This window comes from Pseudomonas sp. JV245A (assembly GCF_032424515.1).
GTDB classification, from domain to species: domain Bacteria; phylum Pseudomonadota; class Gammaproteobacteria; order Pseudomonadales; family Pseudomonadaceae; genus Aquipseudomonas; species Aquipseudomonas protegens.
In genome coordinates this window covers 1-16,207 of record NZ_VYKE01000021.1, presented here as the reverse complement: position 1 = coordinate 16,207, position 16,207 = coordinate 1, and the positions used below count along the sequence as shown (strand labels likewise).

At 62.7% G+C, this 16,207-nt stretch carries 21 protein-coding genes; 12 read left to right on the top strand and 9 right to left on the bottom strand.

All coding sequences use genetic code 11. From position 1 onward, the window contains the following. The first annotated feature begins 195 nt into the window (after window positions 1-195). From phhA to F6S12_RS08950, 6 genes are all read left to right on the top strand, one after another. The gene (phhA, locus tag F6S12_RS08975) at window positions 196-987 is read left to right on the top strand and encodes a phenylalanine 4-monooxygenase (protein WP_011059947.1); all 792 of its coding nucleotides are present in this window, start codon (window positions 196-198) and stop codon (window positions 985-987) included. A gap of 70 nt (window positions 988-1,057) precedes the next feature. Next, window positions 1,058-1,414, top strand: a complete 357-nt coding sequence (locus tag F6S12_RS08970; RefSeq protein WP_007930096.1) for a 4a-hydroxytetrahydrobiopterin dehydratase — start codon at window positions 1,058-1,060, stop codon at window positions 1,412-1,414. After that, entirely contained in the window at window positions 1,414-2,604 is a 1,191-nt protein-coding gene (locus F6S12_RS08965; protein WP_123430232.1) for an amino acid aminotransferase, read from the top strand. Before F6S12_RS08970 ends, F6S12_RS08965 begins: the two co-directional genes overlap by 1 nt. Before the next feature lie 194 nt (window positions 2,605-2,798). Further along, entirely contained in the window at window positions 2,799-2,930 is a 132-nt protein-coding gene (locus F6S12_RS08960; RefSeq protein WP_015634613.1) for a hypothetical protein, read from the top strand. A gap of 83 nt (window positions 2,931-3,013) precedes the next feature. Further along, the gene (locus F6S12_RS08955; RefSeq protein WP_011059945.1) at window positions 3,014-3,196 is read left to right on the top strand and encodes a hypothetical protein; all 183 of its coding nucleotides are present in this window, start codon (window positions 3,014-3,016) and stop codon (window positions 3,194-3,196) included. A gap of 116 nt (window positions 3,197-3,312) precedes the next feature. Next, window positions 3,313-4,512 carry an MFS transporter gene (locus tag F6S12_RS08950; protein WP_011059944.1) on the top strand — a complete coding sequence of 400 codons (1,200 nt, stop codon included), beginning with the start codon at window positions 3,313-3,315 and terminating at the stop codon, window positions 4,510-4,512. Here F6S12_RS08950 and arfB read toward each other — a convergent pair. The 3 genes from arfB to F6S12_RS08935 form a co-directional block, all read right to left on the bottom strand. Further along, the gene (arfB, locus tag F6S12_RS08945; RefSeq protein ID WP_011059943.1) at window positions 4,509-4,922 is read right to left on the bottom strand and encodes an alternative ribosome rescue aminoacyl-tRNA hydrolase ArfB; all 414 of its coding nucleotides are present in this window, start codon (window positions 4,920-4,922) and stop codon (window positions 4,509-4,511) included. The two genes, F6S12_RS08950 and arfB, sit on opposite strands and share 4 nt — an antisense overlap. A 204-nt stretch (window positions 4,923-5,126) precedes the next feature. Further along, the gene (locus tag F6S12_RS08940) at window positions 5,127-6,548 is read right to left on the bottom strand and encodes an amino acid permease (RefSeq protein WP_011059942.1); all 1,422 of its coding nucleotides are present in this window, start codon (window positions 6,546-6,548) and stop codon (window positions 5,127-5,129) included. Window positions 6,549-7,199: 651 nt separating this feature from the next. Next, complete coding sequence (locus tag F6S12_RS08935; RefSeq protein WP_134532568.1) at window positions 7,200-7,520, bottom strand: hypothetical protein; 321 nt, start codon at window positions 7,518-7,520, stop codon at window positions 7,200-7,202. A 49-nt stretch (window positions 7,521-7,569) separates the two neighbouring features. On the opposite strand from F6S12_RS08935, the gene F6S12_RS08930 reads away from it, so the two are divergent. Together F6S12_RS08930 and F6S12_RS08925 are read left to right on the top strand one after the other, a co-directional pair. Then, window positions 7,570-7,707: a hypothetical protein gene (locus F6S12_RS08930; protein WP_011059941.1), complete on the top strand. Its 138-nt coding sequence runs from the start codon at window positions 7,570-7,572 to the stop codon at window positions 7,705-7,707. A gap of 63 nt (window positions 7,708-7,770) precedes the next feature. Beyond that, window positions 7,771-8,736 carry a leucyl aminopeptidase gene (locus F6S12_RS08925; RefSeq protein ID WP_053149710.1) on the top strand — a complete coding sequence of 322 codons (966 nt, stop codon included), beginning with the start codon at window positions 7,771-7,773 and terminating at the stop codon, window positions 8,734-8,736. 139 nt (window positions 8,737-8,875) lie between these two features. Here F6S12_RS08925 and rluB read toward each other — a convergent pair whose 3' ends face one another. From rluB to F6S12_RS08895, 6 genes are all read right to left on the bottom strand, one after another. Then, window positions 8,876-10,066, bottom strand: a complete 1,191-nt coding sequence (gene rluB / locus F6S12_RS08920; protein ID WP_015634611.1) for a 23S rRNA pseudouridine(2605) synthase RluB — start codon at window positions 10,064-10,066, stop codon at window positions 8,876-8,878. A gap of 145 nt (window positions 10,067-10,211) precedes the next feature. Then, entirely contained in the window at window positions 10,212-10,403 is a 192-nt protein-coding gene (locus F6S12_RS08915) for a DUF1289 domain-containing protein (RefSeq protein WP_053149705.1), read from the bottom strand. A gap of 78 nt (window positions 10,404-10,481) precedes the next feature. After that, the gene (scpB, locus tag F6S12_RS08910; protein ID WP_053149704.1) at window positions 10,482-11,495 is read right to left on the bottom strand and encodes an SMC-Scp complex subunit ScpB; all 1,014 of its coding nucleotides are present in this window, start codon (window positions 11,493-11,495) and stop codon (window positions 10,482-10,484) included. A 12-nt stretch (window positions 11,496-11,507) separates the two neighbouring features. After that, complete coding sequence (locus F6S12_RS08905) at window positions 11,508-12,206, bottom strand: segregation and condensation protein A (protein ID WP_169893818.1); 699 nt, start codon at window positions 12,204-12,206, stop codon at window positions 11,508-11,510. Between the two features lie 120 nt (window positions 12,207-12,326). Next, window positions 12,327-12,956 (bottom strand): L-threonylcarbamoyladenylate synthase, encoded by a 630-nt coding sequence (locus tag F6S12_RS08900; protein WP_041120586.1) that lies wholly within the window; start codon window positions 12,954-12,956, stop codon window positions 12,327-12,329. Between the two features lie 13 nt (window positions 12,957-12,969). Continuing rightward, the gene (locus F6S12_RS08895; protein WP_011059934.1) at window positions 12,970-13,830 is read right to left on the bottom strand and encodes a PHP domain-containing protein; all 861 of its coding nucleotides are present in this window, start codon (window positions 13,828-13,830) and stop codon (window positions 12,970-12,972) included. Window positions 13,831-13,917: 87 nt separating this feature from the next. On the opposite strand from F6S12_RS08895, the gene F6S12_RS08890 reads away from it, so the two are divergent. The 4 genes from F6S12_RS08890 (at window position 13,918) to F6S12_RS08875 (ending at window position 16,021) form a co-directional block, all read left to right on the top strand. Continuing rightward, a complete protein-coding gene (locus F6S12_RS08890) occupies window positions 13,918-14,514 on the top strand; it encodes a septation protein A (RefSeq protein WP_011059933.1) in 597 nt (198 codons plus the stop codon). A 1-nt stretch (window position 14,515) separates the two neighbouring features. Further along, window positions 14,516-14,815, top strand: a complete 300-nt coding sequence (locus tag F6S12_RS08885; protein ID WP_011059932.1) for a YciI family protein — start codon at window positions 14,516-14,518, stop codon at window positions 14,813-14,815. A gap of 110 nt (window positions 14,816-14,925) precedes the next feature. After that, window positions 14,926-15,336: a translation initiation factor 2 gene (locus tag F6S12_RS08880; RefSeq protein ID WP_019093743.1), complete on the top strand. Its 411-nt coding sequence runs from the start codon at window positions 14,926-14,928 to the stop codon at window positions 15,334-15,336. 7 nt (window positions 15,337-15,343) lie between these two features. Beyond that, window positions 15,344-16,021 carry a response regulator transcription factor gene (locus tag F6S12_RS08875; RefSeq protein WP_011059931.1) on the top strand — a complete coding sequence of 226 codons (678 nt, stop codon included), beginning with the start codon at window positions 15,344-15,346 and terminating at the stop codon, window positions 16,019-16,021. Window positions 16,022-16,207 lie beyond the last annotated feature (186 nt).

The following is a 16,207-nucleotide window of genomic DNA, read 5'->3' as shown; positions in this document are numbered from 1 at the left end:
TGTGACAGCAAACCGCTTTTTCAAACCTGAAAACCCACCACAGGGTGGAGACCCCGCCAGATTCGTAACGTTTACTTTACAAATTGGTGCACGACAGCCCTCTACCCGCACCGGCCACCTGCTGCAAAGCGTCGCACCCTCGGGTATCACTGGGGTCACACATAACAAGAACGCATCCCCTGGCAGGAGAGCAGCATGAAGCAGACGCAGTACGTGGCCCGCGAGCCCGACGCGCAAGGTTTTATCGACTATCCACCCGAAGAACACGCGGTGTGGAACACCCTGATCACACGCCAGTTGAAAGTGATCGAGGGTCGTGCGTGCCAGGAGTACCTGGACGGCATCGACAAGCTCGGCTTGCCCCACGACCGTATTCCGCAACTGGGCGAAATCAACAAGGTCCTGGGTGAAACCACCGGCTGGCAAGTGGCCCGGGTACCAGCGCTGATCCCCTTCCAGACTTTCTTCGAACTGCTGGCCAGCAAGCGCTTTCCCGTGGCGACCTTCATTCGCACCCGCGAAGAACTCGACTACCTGCAAGAGCCGGACATCTTCCACGAGATCTTTGGCCACTGCCCGCTGCTGACCAACCCCTGGTTCGCCGAATTCACCCACACCTACGGCAAGCTCGGCCTGCAAGCCACCAAGGAAGAACGGGTGTACCTGGCGCGCCTGTACTGGATGACCATCGAGTTCGGCCTGGTGGACACCCCGGCCGGGCGGCGCATCTATGGCGGCGGCATCCTGTCCTCGCCCAAGGAGACCGTGTACAGCCTGTCCGAAGAGCCGGAACACCAGGCCTTCGACCCGCTGGAAGCCATGCGCACGCCGTATCGCATCGACATCCTGCAGCCGATCTATTTCACCCTGCCCAACCTCAAGCGCCTGTTCGACCTGGCCCACGAAGACATCATGGCCCTGGTCCACCAAGGCATGCAGCTGGGCCTGCACGCCCCCAAGTTTCCGCCAAAACCCAAGGCGGCCTGAGCGGCCCGCACTCGCGAGCCGCTGCGAAAGATAGTAACTTCCAACAAGAATTGAATCCTGGGAACCCACCATGACCGCTCTGAACCAAGCCCATTGCGAAGCCTGCCGTGCCGATGCTCCTCAAGTCAGCGACGAAGAACTGCCGGTACTGATCAAGCAGATCCCTGACTGGAACATCGAAGTTCGCGATGGCGTGATGCAGCTGGAAAAAGTCTTCCTGTTCAAGAACTTCAAATTTGCCCTGGCTTTCACCAACGCCATGGGCGAGATCTCCGAGGCCGAAGGCCACCACCCGGGCCTGCTCACCGAGTGGGGCAAGGTCACCGTGACCTGGTGGAGCCACTCGATCAAGGGCCTGCACCGCAACGACTTCATCATGGCAGCCCGCACCGATGAAGTGGCCAAGACCGCAGAAGGACGCAAGTAATGCACTTCGACGCCATCGGCCGGGTTCCCGGCGACCCGATTCTCGGCCTGATGGGGGCCTACGCCAACGATCCCAACCCGCGCAAGTTCGACCTCGGCGTGGGGGTCTACAAGGACTCCCAGGGCCTGACGCCGATCCCGCGCTCGGTGAAGCTGGCCGAACAGCGCCTGGTGGACAGCCAGGACACCAAGATCTACATCGGCGGCCATGGCGACACGGCCTTCGGCAAGGTGATCAATGAACTGGTACTGGGCAGCGATTCGAAACTGATCGCCACCCAGCGTGCCGGCGCCACGCAAACCCCGGGCGGCACTGGCGCCCTGCGCCTGAGTGCCGACTTCATCGCCCACTGCCTGCCGGGCCGTGGCGTGTGGCTGAGCAACCCGACCTGGCCGATCCACGAGACCATCTTTGCCGCGGCCGGGGTCAAGGTCAGTCACTACCCCTATGTGGGCAGCGACAACCGCCTGGACGTCGAGGCCATGCTGGCGACCCTGAACCAGGTGCCCGAGGGCGACGTGGTGCTGCTGCACGCCTGCTGCCACAACCCCACCGGCTTCGACCTCGGCCACGCCGACTGGCAACGCGTGCTGGACGTGGTACGCAGCCGCAAGCTGCTGCCGCTGATCGACTTCGCCTACCAGGGCTTCGGCGATGGCCTGGAGCAGGATGCCTGGGCAGTGCGGCTGTTCGCCGCCGAACTGCCGGAAGTGCTGATCACCAGCTCCTGCTCGAAGAACTTCGGCCTGTACCGCGACCGGACCGGCGCTTTGATCGTCTGCACCCAGGACGCCGAGAAACTGCTCGATGTGCGCAGCCAACTGGCCCATATCGCCCGTAACCTGTGGTCCACGCCACCGGATCACGGCGCGGCGGTGGTCGCCACCATCCTCGGCGACCCGGAGCTGAAAAGCCTCTGGGCCGACGAAGTGGAAACCATGCGCCTGCGGATCGCGCAACTGCGCGCCGGCCTGCTGGAGGCCTTGCAGCCTTACGGCCTGGCCGAACGTTTCGCGCATATCGGCGTGCAACGGGGAATGTTCTCCTACACCGGCCTGAGCCCTGCCCAGGTCCAGGAACTGCGTGACCACCACAGCGTGTACATGGTCAGCTCCGGCCGCGCCAACGTGGCCGGGATCGACGCCAGCCGCCTGGACTTGCTGGCTGAAGCCATCGCCCGGGTCGTATAGCAACTTGCGCACCGTCACAGGCAGCCCTCTGGCTGCCTGTGACGGCAAGCCGCACCACTCGATGAAATCCCTTTCATCCCAAAAAGCGCGATAAAAATCTTTTTGTCATTTCCAGTGCTGTATCCTGCCCAAGCTTTTTAAAAGCGCGGATCTACCCAGCGATTTAAAAAACAGACTTTGCGAGGAGCAACGACATGCATGAGATCCCGAATCTCCCCTTCCCAAGCCTGCACGAAACTGAGCAGACAACTCCGCCACAAGCCAGTGCCGACAAGCCTGTAGTGCAAGAAGCCGCCGACAGCCGCAAGGCCGACAGCGAAGACTGAAAGCTGTAACCAGACCGTGTGGAAAGCGCTACTCAAGCGCTTTCCACACCGCCTGAAACCCTCCTCCCGAGCCCCGCCGCACCATGACCGAATCCTTCAGCGAAACCCAAGCCAGCGTGCTGATCGGCACTGCCGAACAGATGATCGACGTGTGGAATCGCCTCAGCGAAGAAAAACAGGCCGCTCTGCTGGCCCGCTTCGGCACCCAGGAAAATGCCCTGGCCGCCCTGGTCACCACCCGGTTGCTGGGCAACAATGACGCCTGAACCGACTCCGGCCAGGTAAAAATCTGAACAACACATCGATTTCCCCCACAACCCCTCCCTGCACATCGGTATCATAAGCAGCCTATCTATTGAGCTGTCGCAGTGGTCCGATCCCCATGCCAGATACCCAGCGCCCCTTGACGGTCACGCTGCACGTCGTCTCCATCGTCCTGTTCACCTTTATCGGCTACCTGAATATCGGCATTCCGCTGGCAGTATTGCCGGGCTACGTGCACAGCGAGCTGGGCTTTGGCGCGGTGATCGCCGGCCTGGTGATCAGCGTGCAATACCTGGCCACCCTGCTCAGCCGGCCCTATGCCGGGCGCATCATCGACAATCTGGGCAGCAAGCGTGCGGTGATGTACGGCCTGGCCGGCTGCGGCTTGAGCGGGGTGTTCATGCTGCTTTCGGCCTGGCTGCACAACCTGCCGACCCTGAGCCTGATCAGCCTGCTGATCGGCCGCCTGGTCCTGGGCAGCGCGGAAAGCCTGGTGGGCTCGGGCTCCATCGGCTGGGGCATCGGCCGGGTCGGGGCGCAGAATACCGCCAAGGTAATTTCCTGGAACGGCATCGCCAGCTACGGCGCCCTGGCCATCGGCGCGCCGCTGGGGGTGTGGCTGGTAAGCCGGCTGGGGCTGTGGAGCATGGGAGCGAGCATCATCCTGCTGGCGCTGCTCGGCCTGCTGCTGGCCTGGCCGAAACTCGCCGCGCCGATCGTTGCCGGCGAGCGCTTGCCGTTCATCCACGTGCTGGGCAAGGTATTTCCCCACGGCTGCGGCCTGGCCCTGGGCTCCATCGGCTTTGGCACCATCGCCACCTTCATCACCCTGTACTACGCCACCCGGCACTGGGACAACGCCGTACTGTGCCTGAGCCTGTTCGGTGCCAGCTTCATCGGCGCGCGACTGCTGTTCGGCAACCTGATCAACCGCCTCGGCGGCTTTCGCGTGGCGATTGCCTGCCTGTCGGTGGAAACCCTCGGCCTGTTGCTGCTGTGGCTGGCACCGGATGCCAATTGGGCCCTGGCCGGCGCAGCCCTGAGCGGCTTCGGCTTCTCCCTGGTATTCCCGGCCCTGGGGGTGGAAGCGGTGAACCTGGTGCCAGCCTCCAGCCGCGGCGCGGCAGTGGGGGCCTACTCGCTGTTCATCGACCTGTCGCTGGGCATCACCGGCCCGCTGGCGGGGGCGATTGCTGCCGGTTTCGGCTTTGCCTCGATCTTCCTGTTCGCCGCCATCGCTGCCTGCACCGGCCTGGTGCTGAGCCTGTACCTGTACCACCAGGCGCCCAAGCTGCGCCAGGAACGCGAGGCGCGCTAGAAGTCCACTTTGCCGCGCCCGGCCTTGATGCTGCCGCGCTTGGCCTTGGTCTCCAGGCGGCGCTTCTTCGAACCCAGGGTCGGCTTGGTCGGGCGGCGCTTCTTCTCCACCTTGATGGCGCTGAGAATCAGCTCGGTGAGGCGCTCCAGGGCATCGGCGCGGTTCTGCTCCTGGGTGCGGTACTGCTGGGCCTTGAGGATGATAACGCCGTCACTGGTGATGCGGCTGTCGCGCAGCGCCAGCAGGCGCTCCTTGTAGAACGGAGGCAGGGACGAAGCCGGAATATCGAAGCGCAGGTGCACCGCGCTGGACACCTTGTTGACGTTCTGCCCACCGGCGCCCTGGGCACGGATGGCGGTCAGCTCGATCTCGGCATCCGGCAGATGCACGTTGTTGGAAATCACCAGCATGGAACAGGAATCCGTCTTCAGGGCGCATAGGATACCCCCATTCCCCACGCTCTTGCGGGTCTCTTCGCTGGCAAGCCAGCCCCCTACAGCGGGCAGGCACACCGTAGGAGCCGGCTTGCCGGCGAAAGCGATCTCAGCCCCCGACAAAAATCACGGCCATGAAAAACCCGGCCGGAGCCGGGTTAGTCGTTGCCAGGGCCGCGCTTACTTCAGCGAAGCACTGGCTGCCTGCAGCGCGTGCTGGGCACTGCGCTTGTTCTTGATGCAGTAGCAGACCCACATGAACACCACCCACACCGGGATCGCGTACACCGAGATCTGGATGCCCGGAATCATCAGCATGATGCCCAGGATGAACACCACGAACGCCAGGCAGACGTAGTTGCCGTAGGGGTACCACAGCGCCTTGAACAGCGAGGTCTGGCCGGTACGCTCCATGTGCTGGCGGAACTTGAAGTGCGAGTAGCTGATCATCGCCCAGTTGATCACCAGGGTCGCCACCACCAGGGACATCAGCAGCTCCAGGGCGTGCTGCGGAATCAGGTAGTTGAGCACCACGGCGACGAAGGTCACCAGCGCCGAAGCGAGGATCGACATCACCGGCACGCCGCGCTTGTCGATCTTGGCCAGGGCCTTGGGCGCATCGCCCTGCTCGGCCATGCCCAGGAGCATGCGGCTGTTGCAATAGGTGCCGCTGTTGTACACCGACAGCGCCGCGGTCAGGACCACGAAGTTGAGGATGTGCGCCGCGGTGTTGCTGCCCAGCATCGAGAACACCTGGACGAACGGGCTGCCGCTGTAGGCATCGCCGGAAGCGTTCAGGGTCACCAGCAGGGTGTCCCACGGCGTCAGCGACAGCAGCACCACCAGGGCGCCGATGTAGAAAATCAGGATGCGATAGATCACCTGGTTGATCGCCTTGGGGATCACGGTCTTCGGCTTGTCGGCTTCCGCTGCAGTGAAACCGAGCATTTCCAGGCCGCCGAAGGAGAACATGATGATTGCCATGGCCATCACCAGGCCGCTGACCCCATTGGGGAAGAAGCCGCCGTGGGACCACAGGTTGCTCACCGAGGCCTGCGGGCCGCCGTGGCCGCTGACCAACAGGTAGCTGCCCAGGGCGATCATGCCGACGATGGCGACCACCTTGATGATGGCGAACCAGAACTCGGCCTCGCCGAAGACCTTGACGTTGGCCAGGTTGATGGCGTTGATCATGACGAAGAACACGGCTGCCGAGGCCCAGGTCGGGACGTCCGGCCACCAGTAGTGCACATATTTGCCGACCGCTGTCAGCTCCGACATGCCCACCAGAATATAGAGGATCCAGCAGTTCCAACCCGAGAGGAAACCGGCAAAGCCGCCCCAGTATTTATGGGCAAAGTGGCTGAAAGAGCCGGCCACCGGCTCCTCGACGATCATCTCGCCGAGCTGGCGCATGATCATGAAAGCGATGAAACCGCAGATGGCATAACCGAGGATCATCGACGGGCCGGCGGACTTGAGCACCCCGGCCGACCCCAGGAACAAACCGGTACCAATCGCGCCGCCCAGGGCGATCAGTTGAATATGGCGATTCTTCAGGCCGCGTTTCAGCTCGCCCGAATGCGAGTTTTGTCCACTCATGAAAAGGCTCTCACGCAAGGTAATGTGTGTCAGACGTTGCCGCCCGGTAAAGGCTTAAGCGGCGCGGATCAAACCCCAGCGCAGGCACCAGAAGTTCAGCGTTCTTTTAACGGTCATGCGTCACCTGTTTGTTTTTATCTGTGACGAAATCGAACCCACCACGCTCGTGACGCGGCGGAGTGAACAAGGTGGATAACCTTGAGTTTATTGGCCTTGCAGCGAGCTCTTCAGCGCCTCGCAAGCGGTCTGGAAAGCACGTTTCAGGCGCAAAATGCGCGGGTACGCAGTTGGGTCACAGTTAAAACGCCGCGCATTGTACACCCCTGACTCCCTGCCGCCAGACACCGCTTTATCAGCGTGCCGGTAACCGGAATCCTGCGGGGCCAGCCCGATGCTCGGCATCGGCGGCGCGAAAGTGGACGGACCGAGTGGGGTCGTCGATGAATGAGCGAAGGCCATCGCCCATCGAAGGGTGTGTGTGAAAATCGGTTACGGCGTTCATTGCGCCTCCTTCTTGTTATGCACCTGTACGCAGGCAGATGTGCATATCACCTGCCTTGGCGCCCCGGAACAAGCGGGCTAGAGCCTCGGCGGTGGCTTTCCCGAACAACTGCCGGCAGCTTTTCCTTACAGCACATCCATCGCCGCGAATTACAGGCGGATCACGGCGCATTTCGTAATTTTTTCTTTACGAGGCGTAACGATAAATTGCCAAACCAGATCAACTGGCGAACCGACTGCAAATTGACACCCACGCCGCCCGACAAGCGGAAAAGCCTTAGCTTTTTGTTTTCTGGGAATAAATATTTCACCTAAAAATAGAAAATAAAGTTCAGCAGAAAATAATCTAATTATTTTTTTGCACTTCAAAATGCCCTGGACTAGGTTTCCAGCCACTTGCCGGCTCAGCCAGCCGACAAGTTCCGGGAGTGGATGAGCGGCCCAGCAACCTTCCCGTTCTCCGCTGTTCAACTGCTCCGCCAATGGACTGCTTACACGCACTGTATCTAGGAGAGACACCATGCAAGCACTGGAACAAGACCTGGAAACCGAACTGCAACTGGACGACTGGTTCGAAGCCGCCACCCATGAAGCAGCAGTGGAAATGATGCAGGCCGACGCGGTGGTGCCATTCGGCACTGCCATGTGGCCGATGTAAGGCGCCCGGACCGGTGCAGGCCTGGTGCCTGCGCCGGTCACCTTTGTCCTCCAGGGAGGTTTTATGGACCAGACCCGCGCCATCCGCCATTTCCTGTACTACCTCGAGCGGCATCCGGCCTTGAGCGGCGCCCAGCCCTCCAGGGTGGTGATCGGCCACACCGCCGAGTACCAGGCCATGGTCAGCGCCATCCTCGAACAGTCGCGCCAGGCCACCCCACTGACGGTCAGCGCCCTGCGCCTGGACCAGGAGCCGGCGGCGACCCTTGCCCAGGCCATCATCGACTGTGACCTGTACATCTTCTTCTACGACTCCTCGACCCTGCCCCAGCCACACCCCGACGGCCCGGAGTTCCTGCGGCCGCTGCATGGGCTGATGGCCGAGCACTGGAAGAAGTCCCTGCTGTTCAAGGATTACGGCGAGTACTTCTACGACACCTTCAGCGTCGAGCCGCAACGCATTGCCGACCTCAACGCCACTCTGATCCGCCGCCTGTCCCAGGCCACCACCCTGAGCTTCAGTGACCTTCAGGGCTCATATTTCGAAGCGCCCTTGAACAGCGTGAAGAAATGGACCGACATCAACGGCGTCGGCAACTACGACCTGGCACCGGGGGAAATCGCCACCCACAGCGATGCCATCAACGGCCATGTGAAGTTTCTCGGCACCTTCCTCAGCACCATCCCTTTCGCCCGCAAGTACGGGGTGCTGAAAGCACCGCTGGAACTGTGGATCGAGAACTCCAGCATCAGCCGGGTAGCCACCGAGGTGCCAGGGCTGGCCAATGACTTCAACAAGTACCTGGATGCCAACCCGTCCAACCGGCGCATAGAGGAACTGGGAATCGGCACCAACGAGGGCATCAGGTCCCTCTACGGGCGCAACTCCGGCTTCGAAGAGCGCCATTGCGGCCTGCACCTGGGCCTGGGGGGCGGCGCCAAAGGCAGCCATCACCTGGACCTGATCTTCAGTTCCGGAGTGCTGGCGGTGGATAACAAGCCTGTGTTCGACGGCCAGTTCGCCTTCTAGCGTAGGAGCTGGCAAGCGAAGGCCGCTATCAGCCTGCGCAAGCCGGGTGGCCCGGTTCGCCGGCAAGCCGGCTCCTGCGCAGTTGCAGGCAAAAAAAACGCCAACCCGGAGGTTGGCGTTTTTGTCGGCAGGCCGGGAATCACTCCGGCTTGCGGCGACCAAAACCGGGACGCTGGCCGGAACCGGCCGGGGCGCCACGGCGCTTGCCGGAAGGTGCGTCCTTGTCCAGCACCAGGCTTGGGCGCTTGGACTTGGGCGCCGGCTTGGCCGGACGCTTGGTGTCCGCCGGGCGGTCGGCCACCGGAGTGCCGCGGCCAGTAGCCGGACGCGGAGCACGGGAGCCACGCTCGCCATCCGGACGGGCAGCCGGCTTGCGGCCAGGACGCTCGCCTTCGATCTGCGGCTCGCGGGAAACACGCGGGGTGGCCGCGCTGCCATTGGCCGGACGCAGGGTGCGCACGCGCTCGCTCTTGCCCACCGGACGCGAGGATTTGCGCTGCATGCGCTCCAGCTTGTCCTTGGACTTGGCATTGAGCTGCGGCATAGCCACCGGCGTCAAGCCGACTTCGGCGCTGAGCACATCGACTTCGTACTGGCTCATTTCGCGCCAGCGGCCCATGGGCAGGTCGGAGTTGAGGAACACCGGACCGAAGCGCACGCGCTTCAGGCGGCTGACCACCAGGCCCTGGGATTCCCACAAGCGGCGCACTTCACGGTTGCGACCTTCCATCACCACGCAGTGGTACCAGTGGTTGAAACCTTCGCCACCGGGCGCCTGCTGAATGTCGGTGAACTTGGCCGGGCCGTCTTCGAGCATGACGCCGGCCTTGAGGCGCTCGATCATCTCGTCGTCGACCTCGCCACGCACACGCACCGCGTACTCACGGTCCATCTCGTAGGAAGGGTGCATCAGGCGGTTGGCCAGCTCACCGTCGGTGGTGAACATCAAAAGACCGGTGGTGTTGATGTCCAGGCGGCCAATGTTGATCCAGCGGCCTTCGCGCGGACGCGGCAGCTTGTCGAACACGGTCGGGCGGCCTTCCGGGTCGTCGCGGGTGCAGATCTCGCCGTCGGGCTTGTTGTACATGATCACGCGGCGCACCGATTCGGCGGCCTCTTCGCGCTTGATCACCTTGCCATCGATGGAAATGGCGTCATGCAGGTCGACGCGCAGGCCCAGGGTGGCCTCTTTGCCGTTGACCTTGATCCGGCCCTGGCTGATCCAGGACTCGACATCGCGGCGCGAGCCGACGCCGATGCGGGCGAGGACTTTCTGCAGTTTTTCGCCGGCTGGACGGATTTCCTGGTCGTTCTGATCGGTATCGCTCATCTGGGCACCTCCCGGTGTGTCGCTTCAGGCTTGAGCGGCCTGAAGGGTGGAAAACAGGGTCTGTGGCGAAGGGATCGCCAAAGGGTCGCGAATCATACGCTCATGGCGGCGGTTGCGCATCACAGACTAGTTGATAAGTCGCCCCTCAGGACTTTTTCCGCCGGCCGGTGGCGCGCAATTGCAGCAGGCGCATGGCGGCTTCAGCCAGCACTTGACGGCGCTCGGCCTTGTCGAGCTTCTTCCAGGTCTTGATCTCACGCTTGCTGCGCCCGCAGCCGATGCAGATGTCATCGCTGAACTTGCACACGCTGATGCAGGGATCCTTGGCAGAACTCATCCATCACCTCTGTAGGAGCCGGCTTGCCGGCAAAAAAAAACCGCCAGCCATGCGCCGAGCCGGCCAGCGACTACAAGGTCAATCGTCCAGCAGGCGGCGTTCGTTTTCGATGGCTTCGGCCAGGGCCAGGGCTTCGGCCTCTTCCTCGCTCAACTGCGGCGTAGCAGGCTCCAGTGCGGCTACTGCGGCGAGCAACTTGGCCCGGGCCTCGGCCACGCCCAGCACATCATCCTCTGCTTCGACCGGCGGCTGGCCCTCGGGTTCGACCGGGAATTCATCGGGCTCATCGGCGAGGACCTCAGATTCGGTCCGGGCCTCCTCCTGCGGGAGATCCGGCACCGGCTCTTGTACCCCTCCCTGCTCCGGTTCCACCACACCATCACGGTGCAAGTCTTCGAAGTCGGTCTTGATCCCCTCCTCCATGGAATCCAGCTCCAGCAGCAGGGTATGGAAGCTGGTTTCTTCCTTGGGTTCCTCCGGCTCGGCGCTGGCATCGGCCAGTTGTTGCAGGTGCTCGGGCACCGGCGCGTCGTCGAATTCCAGTACCGGCTCGGCCTCGATCTCCCGCAGTTCCGCCAAAGGCGGCAGGTCGTCGAGGTTCTTCAGGTTGAAGTGATCGAGAAACGCCTTGGTGGTGGCGAACATCGCCGGCTTGCCCGGCACGTCGCGATACCCCACCACGCGGATCCATTCACGTTCCAGCAAGGTCTTGACGATATGGCTGTTGACCGCCACGCCACGCACGTCCTCGATCTCGCCCCGGGTGATGGGTTGGCGATAGGCGATCAGGGCCATGGTTTCCAGCATGGCGCGCGAGTAACGCTGTGGGCGCTCTTCCCACAGGCGGCCGACCCAGGGCGCGAACTTCTCGCGGATCTGCAAGCGATAGCCGGAGGCCACTTCCTTGAGCTCGAAGGCCCGCCCTTCGCAGGACTTGCCGAGCAGGGCCAGGGCTTTCTTGAAGACCGCCGGGTCCGGCCGCTCGGCTTCTTCGAAGAGCTCGAACAGGCGTTCCAGGGACTGGGGTTTTCCCGAGGCCAACAGAAAGGCTTCGAGCAGGGGCGCCAGCTCGCGGGGTTCATTCAGGTTCATGATTTAAGCTCGTTATTCGGCTCGCGCCCGTACGTGGATGGCCGCAAAGGGCTCATTCTGCACCAGCTCGACCAGGGATTCCTTGACCAGTTCGAGGATCGCCATGAAGGTCACCACCACCCCCAGGCGCCCTTCCTCGGCGGTGAACAGCTCGACAAAGGGCACGAAACCGCCGCCCTTGAGCCGCTCCAGCACATCGCTCATGCGCTCGCGGGTGGACAGCGCCTCGCGGCTCACCTGATGGCTTTCGAACATGTCGCCACGGCGCAGCACCTCGGCCATGGACATCAGCAACTCTTCCAGGGCCACATCCGGCAGCAGCTTGCGCGCCCGGGCCTCCGGGGCGTCGAGCTTGGGCACCAGCACATCGCGACCGACCCGGCTCAGGCCGTCGATGCCCTCGGCGGCCGCCTTGAAGCGCTCGTATTCCTGCAGGCGGCGGATCAGTTCGGCCCGCGGATCGTCCTCTTCTTCCTCGACCTCGGCTGAGCGCGGCAGGAGCATGCGCGACTTGATCTCGGCAAGCATTGCCGCCATCACCAGGTACTCGGCGGCCAGTTCCAGGCGCACCGACTGCATCAGCTCCACATAACCCATGTACTGGCGGGTGATCTCCGCCACCGGGATGTCGAGGATGTTGATGTTCTGCTTGCGGATCAGGTACAGCAGCAGGTCCAGCGGGCCTTCGAAGGCTTCGAGAAAGACTTCCAGGGCATCCGGGGGGATGTACAGGTCCAGGGGCATTTCCATGACCGCCTGGCCGTAGACCATGGCGAAGGGCAGCTCCTGCTGGGCGCCGGCCTGGTCGTCGACGGTTTCCACTGCGGACATCTAGGCCTCGGCCATGAACGGCGCGGGGTCACCGCAACCGACGCGGATCACTTCCGGCTCGCCGTCGGCGAGGTTGATCACCGTGGACGACTCGGTGCTGCCGAACCCGCCGTCGATGATCAGGTCCACCTGGTGCTCCAGCAACTGGCGCATCTCGTAGGGGTCGCTCAGGGCCTCGGTATCACCGGGCATGATCAGGCTGACGCTCATCAGCGGCTCGCCCAGCTCGGCCAGCAGCGCCAGGGCGATCGGGTTGCTCGGCACCCGCAGGCCGATGGTCCGGCGCTTGGGGTGCAGCAGCAGGCGCGGCACTTCCCGGGTGGCGTTGAGAATGAAGGTGTAGGGCCCCGGCACATGGGCCTTGAGCAGACGGAAAGTGCCCGTGTCGATCTTGGCGAACAGGCCCAACTGCGAAAGGTCGCTGCAGATCAGCGCGAAGTTGTGCTTGTCGTCCAGCTGGCGCAGGCGTCGAACCCGTTCGATTGCGCCCTTGTCGCCCATCTGGCAGGCGACGGCGTAGGACGAATCCGTGGGATAGATCACCACACCGCCGCTGCGAATGATCTCGACGGCCTGTTTGATCAGGCGTGGCTGGGGGTTTTCCGGGTGGATCTGGAAAAATTGACTCACTGTCTCTACCTGTTCAGGCGGCAATAATTGGCTCATGTTTGAACCGACACCAAAGGGGCGGCAGGTCTTCCGGGACCGGGCGATACTCACCAATCTCGGACCAGCCTCCAGGGCCATGAAAGTCACTGCCAGCGCTGACCAGCAGTCCGAATTCACGAGCAAGGATAGCCAAACTGCCCACTTGCTCTGCAGGTTGGTGGCCATTGACCACTTCGATAGCATGACCACCGGCTTGAATATAGTCGGCAATCAAGCGGCGACGCTTGCTGCGGGTGAAATCGTAATGCCAGGGATGGGCCAGGCTGACCCAGGCCCCCGCGGCCCGCAGTGTGCCGACGGTTTCTTCCAGGGTCGGCCAGTGCTGCTTGACGTCCCCCAGCTTGCCGGCCCCCAGCCATTTGCGAAACGCCTCGGCGCGATCCTTCACGAAACCGGCACGCACCAGGTAGTCGGCAAAGTGCGGCCGCGCCGGTGCATTGCCACTGTCCCCCAGTTCCTGCTGGATCGCCCGGGCGCCTTCCAGCGCTCCCGGCATGCCCTTGAGGGCCAGCTTGCGGCTGATCTCCTCCGAACGCAGCCAGCGGCCTTCGTGGAGTTTTTCGATGGCTTGCACCAAAGCCGGGGCCTGGGTATCGAAGCCGTAGCCCAGCACATGGATAGTGGCGCCGCCCCAGGTGCAGGAAAGCTCGACGCCATTGACCAGCTGCATACCCAGTTGCTGCGCCGCCTGGCGCGCTTCGTCCAGCCCCTCGAGGGTGTCGTGGTCGGTCAGGGACAGGATTCGCACGCCTCTCTCGTACGCACGCGCAACCAGAACCGCGGGCGCCAGGGCGCCGTCGGAGGCCGTGCTATGGCAGTGCAAATCAACATTCACAGGACGATAAAACCTCAAGTCAGCTGGCGCTTTCGCTACCAAGGATGTTTGTTATTATGCCGGGACATCCTGCTTCTGGCTGCCACTGTGAAACAATTCATCGACTTCATCCCGCTGTTCCTGTTTTTCATCGTCTATAAAATTGATCCCCGCGTCGTCGACCTTGCCGGTCACGAAGTCACCCTGGGCGGCATCTACAGCGCCACAGCGGTGCTGATCATCAGTTCCCTGGTGGTGTATGGCGCCCTGTTCATCTCCCAGCGCAAGCTGGAAAAAAGCCAGTGGCTGACCCTGATCGCCTGCCTGGTCTTCGGCAGCCTGACCCTGGCCTTCCACAGCGAAACCTTCCTTAAATGGAAAGCTCCGGTGGTCAACTGGCTGTTCGCCCTGGCCTTCATCGGCAGCCACTTCGTCGGCGACCGCCTGCTGATCAAGCGCATCATGGGCCACGCCCTGACGTTGCCAGACCCGGTATGGACCCGCTTGAATATCGCCTGGATCGCCTTCTTCCTGTTCTGCGGCGCCGCCAACCTGTTTGTCGCCTTCACCTTCCAGAGCATCTGGGTCGACTTCAAGGTCTTCGGCAGCCTGGGCATGACCGTATTGTTCCTGGTGGGCCAGGGTATCTACCTCTCGCGCCACCTGCATGACGCCGATCCCACCACCCCGAAAACCGAGGACTGACATGCTTTACGCAATCATTGCCACAGACGTCGCCAACTCCCTGGAAAAACGCCTGGCCAACCGGCCGGCGCACCTGGAGCGGCTGCAAGTGCTCAAGGATCAGGGGCGCGTGGTACTCGCCGGCCCGCACCCGGCGATCGACAGCAATGACCCGGGCGCGGCCGGTTTCAGCGGCAGCCTGATCGTCGCCGAGTTCGACTCCCTGAGCGCCGCCCAGGCCTGGGCCGACGCCGACCCGTTCGTGACCTGCGGCGTCTACGCCCATGTACTGGTCAAGCCGTTCAAGCAATCGATGCCGTAAATCCTCCCGGGTGCGATGAACCTTCGCGGTTCATCGCGCTCTCAATCGCTCATTATTCTCGTTTGACTGCCGACAACCTGCCCAACACTCGATTGGAATCAGGAGTTTCGATGCGCCAAGGTCCGCTGTGCCTGCTGTTGGTCATGTTGTCGATCGGGGCTCCAGCCCTTGCCGAGGAAACCCAGGACACCGGCCATTCCACGCCGCTGTCCCTGAGCGCCGGCAGTCAGATCACCGAGTTGCAGCAACGCTTGAAAGAAAGCGAGCGCCTGCGCGATGAACTGAGCAAACAATTGCAAAATACCGATGCCGAACGGGAAAGCCCCCAACTGACCCGCTTGCGCCAGGAGAACCAGCGCCTCAAGCTGCAACTCAAAGAGGCCCAGGCCAACCCGGCACCCCGCCTGTTGACCGATCAACAGCAGTGGTTCGTCACCGGCGGCGGCGTGGCCCTGCTGGCCCTGCTCTGCGGGATCTTCGCCAGTGGCGGGCATCGCAAGCGTCGACAATGGCTAAATTGAGAGATTCATGAGCGACCTGTTACTGATTGATGATGACCAGGAGCTGTGCGAGCTCCTGAGCAGCTGGCTGAGCCAGGAAGGTTTTCTGGTGCGGGCCTGCCACGATGGCCTGAGCGCCCGTCGCGCCCTGGCCGAAACGGCGCCGTCAGCGGTGGTACTGGACGTGATGCTGCCCGACGGCAGCGGCCTGGAGCTGCTCAAGCAACTGCGCAATGAGCACCCCGACCTGCCGGTGCTGATGCTCTCGGCCCGTGGCGAACCCCTGGACCGCATCCTCGGCCTGGAACTGGGTGCCGACGATTACCTGGCCAAGCCCTGCGACCCCCGTGAACTCACCGCCCGCCTGCGTGCCGTACTGCGCCGCAGCCATCCGGTGGCGGCCTCCAGCCAGATGGAACTGGGCGACCTGTGCTTCAGTCCGCTGCGCGGTGTGGTCAACATCGACGAGCAGGACATTACCCTGACCGTTTCCGAAAGCCGCCTGCTCGAAGCCCTGCTCAAGCAACCGGGCGAGCCCCTGGACAAGCAGGAACTGGCGCAGATCGCCCTGGGCCGCAAGCTGACCCTGTATGACCGCAGCCTGGACATGCATGTCAGCAACCTGCGCAAGAAGATCGGCCCGCACCCCGACGGCCGTCCACGGATCGTCGCCCTGCGCAGCCGCGGCTACTACTACAGCCTCTGATCCCGATGTGCCCTGGCAGATATGTCAGGGCCGTGAAATACCTTCTTTACCCAAGCTTTACCCTCCGCTGACTGCCGCTGACCTTGATCTGGGTAACCTGAACTCATCCGGAACTTACCGGGAATGAGACAAGGAGATACACCATGCGCAAGACCCTGATCGCTCTGATGTTCGCCGCCGCCCTGC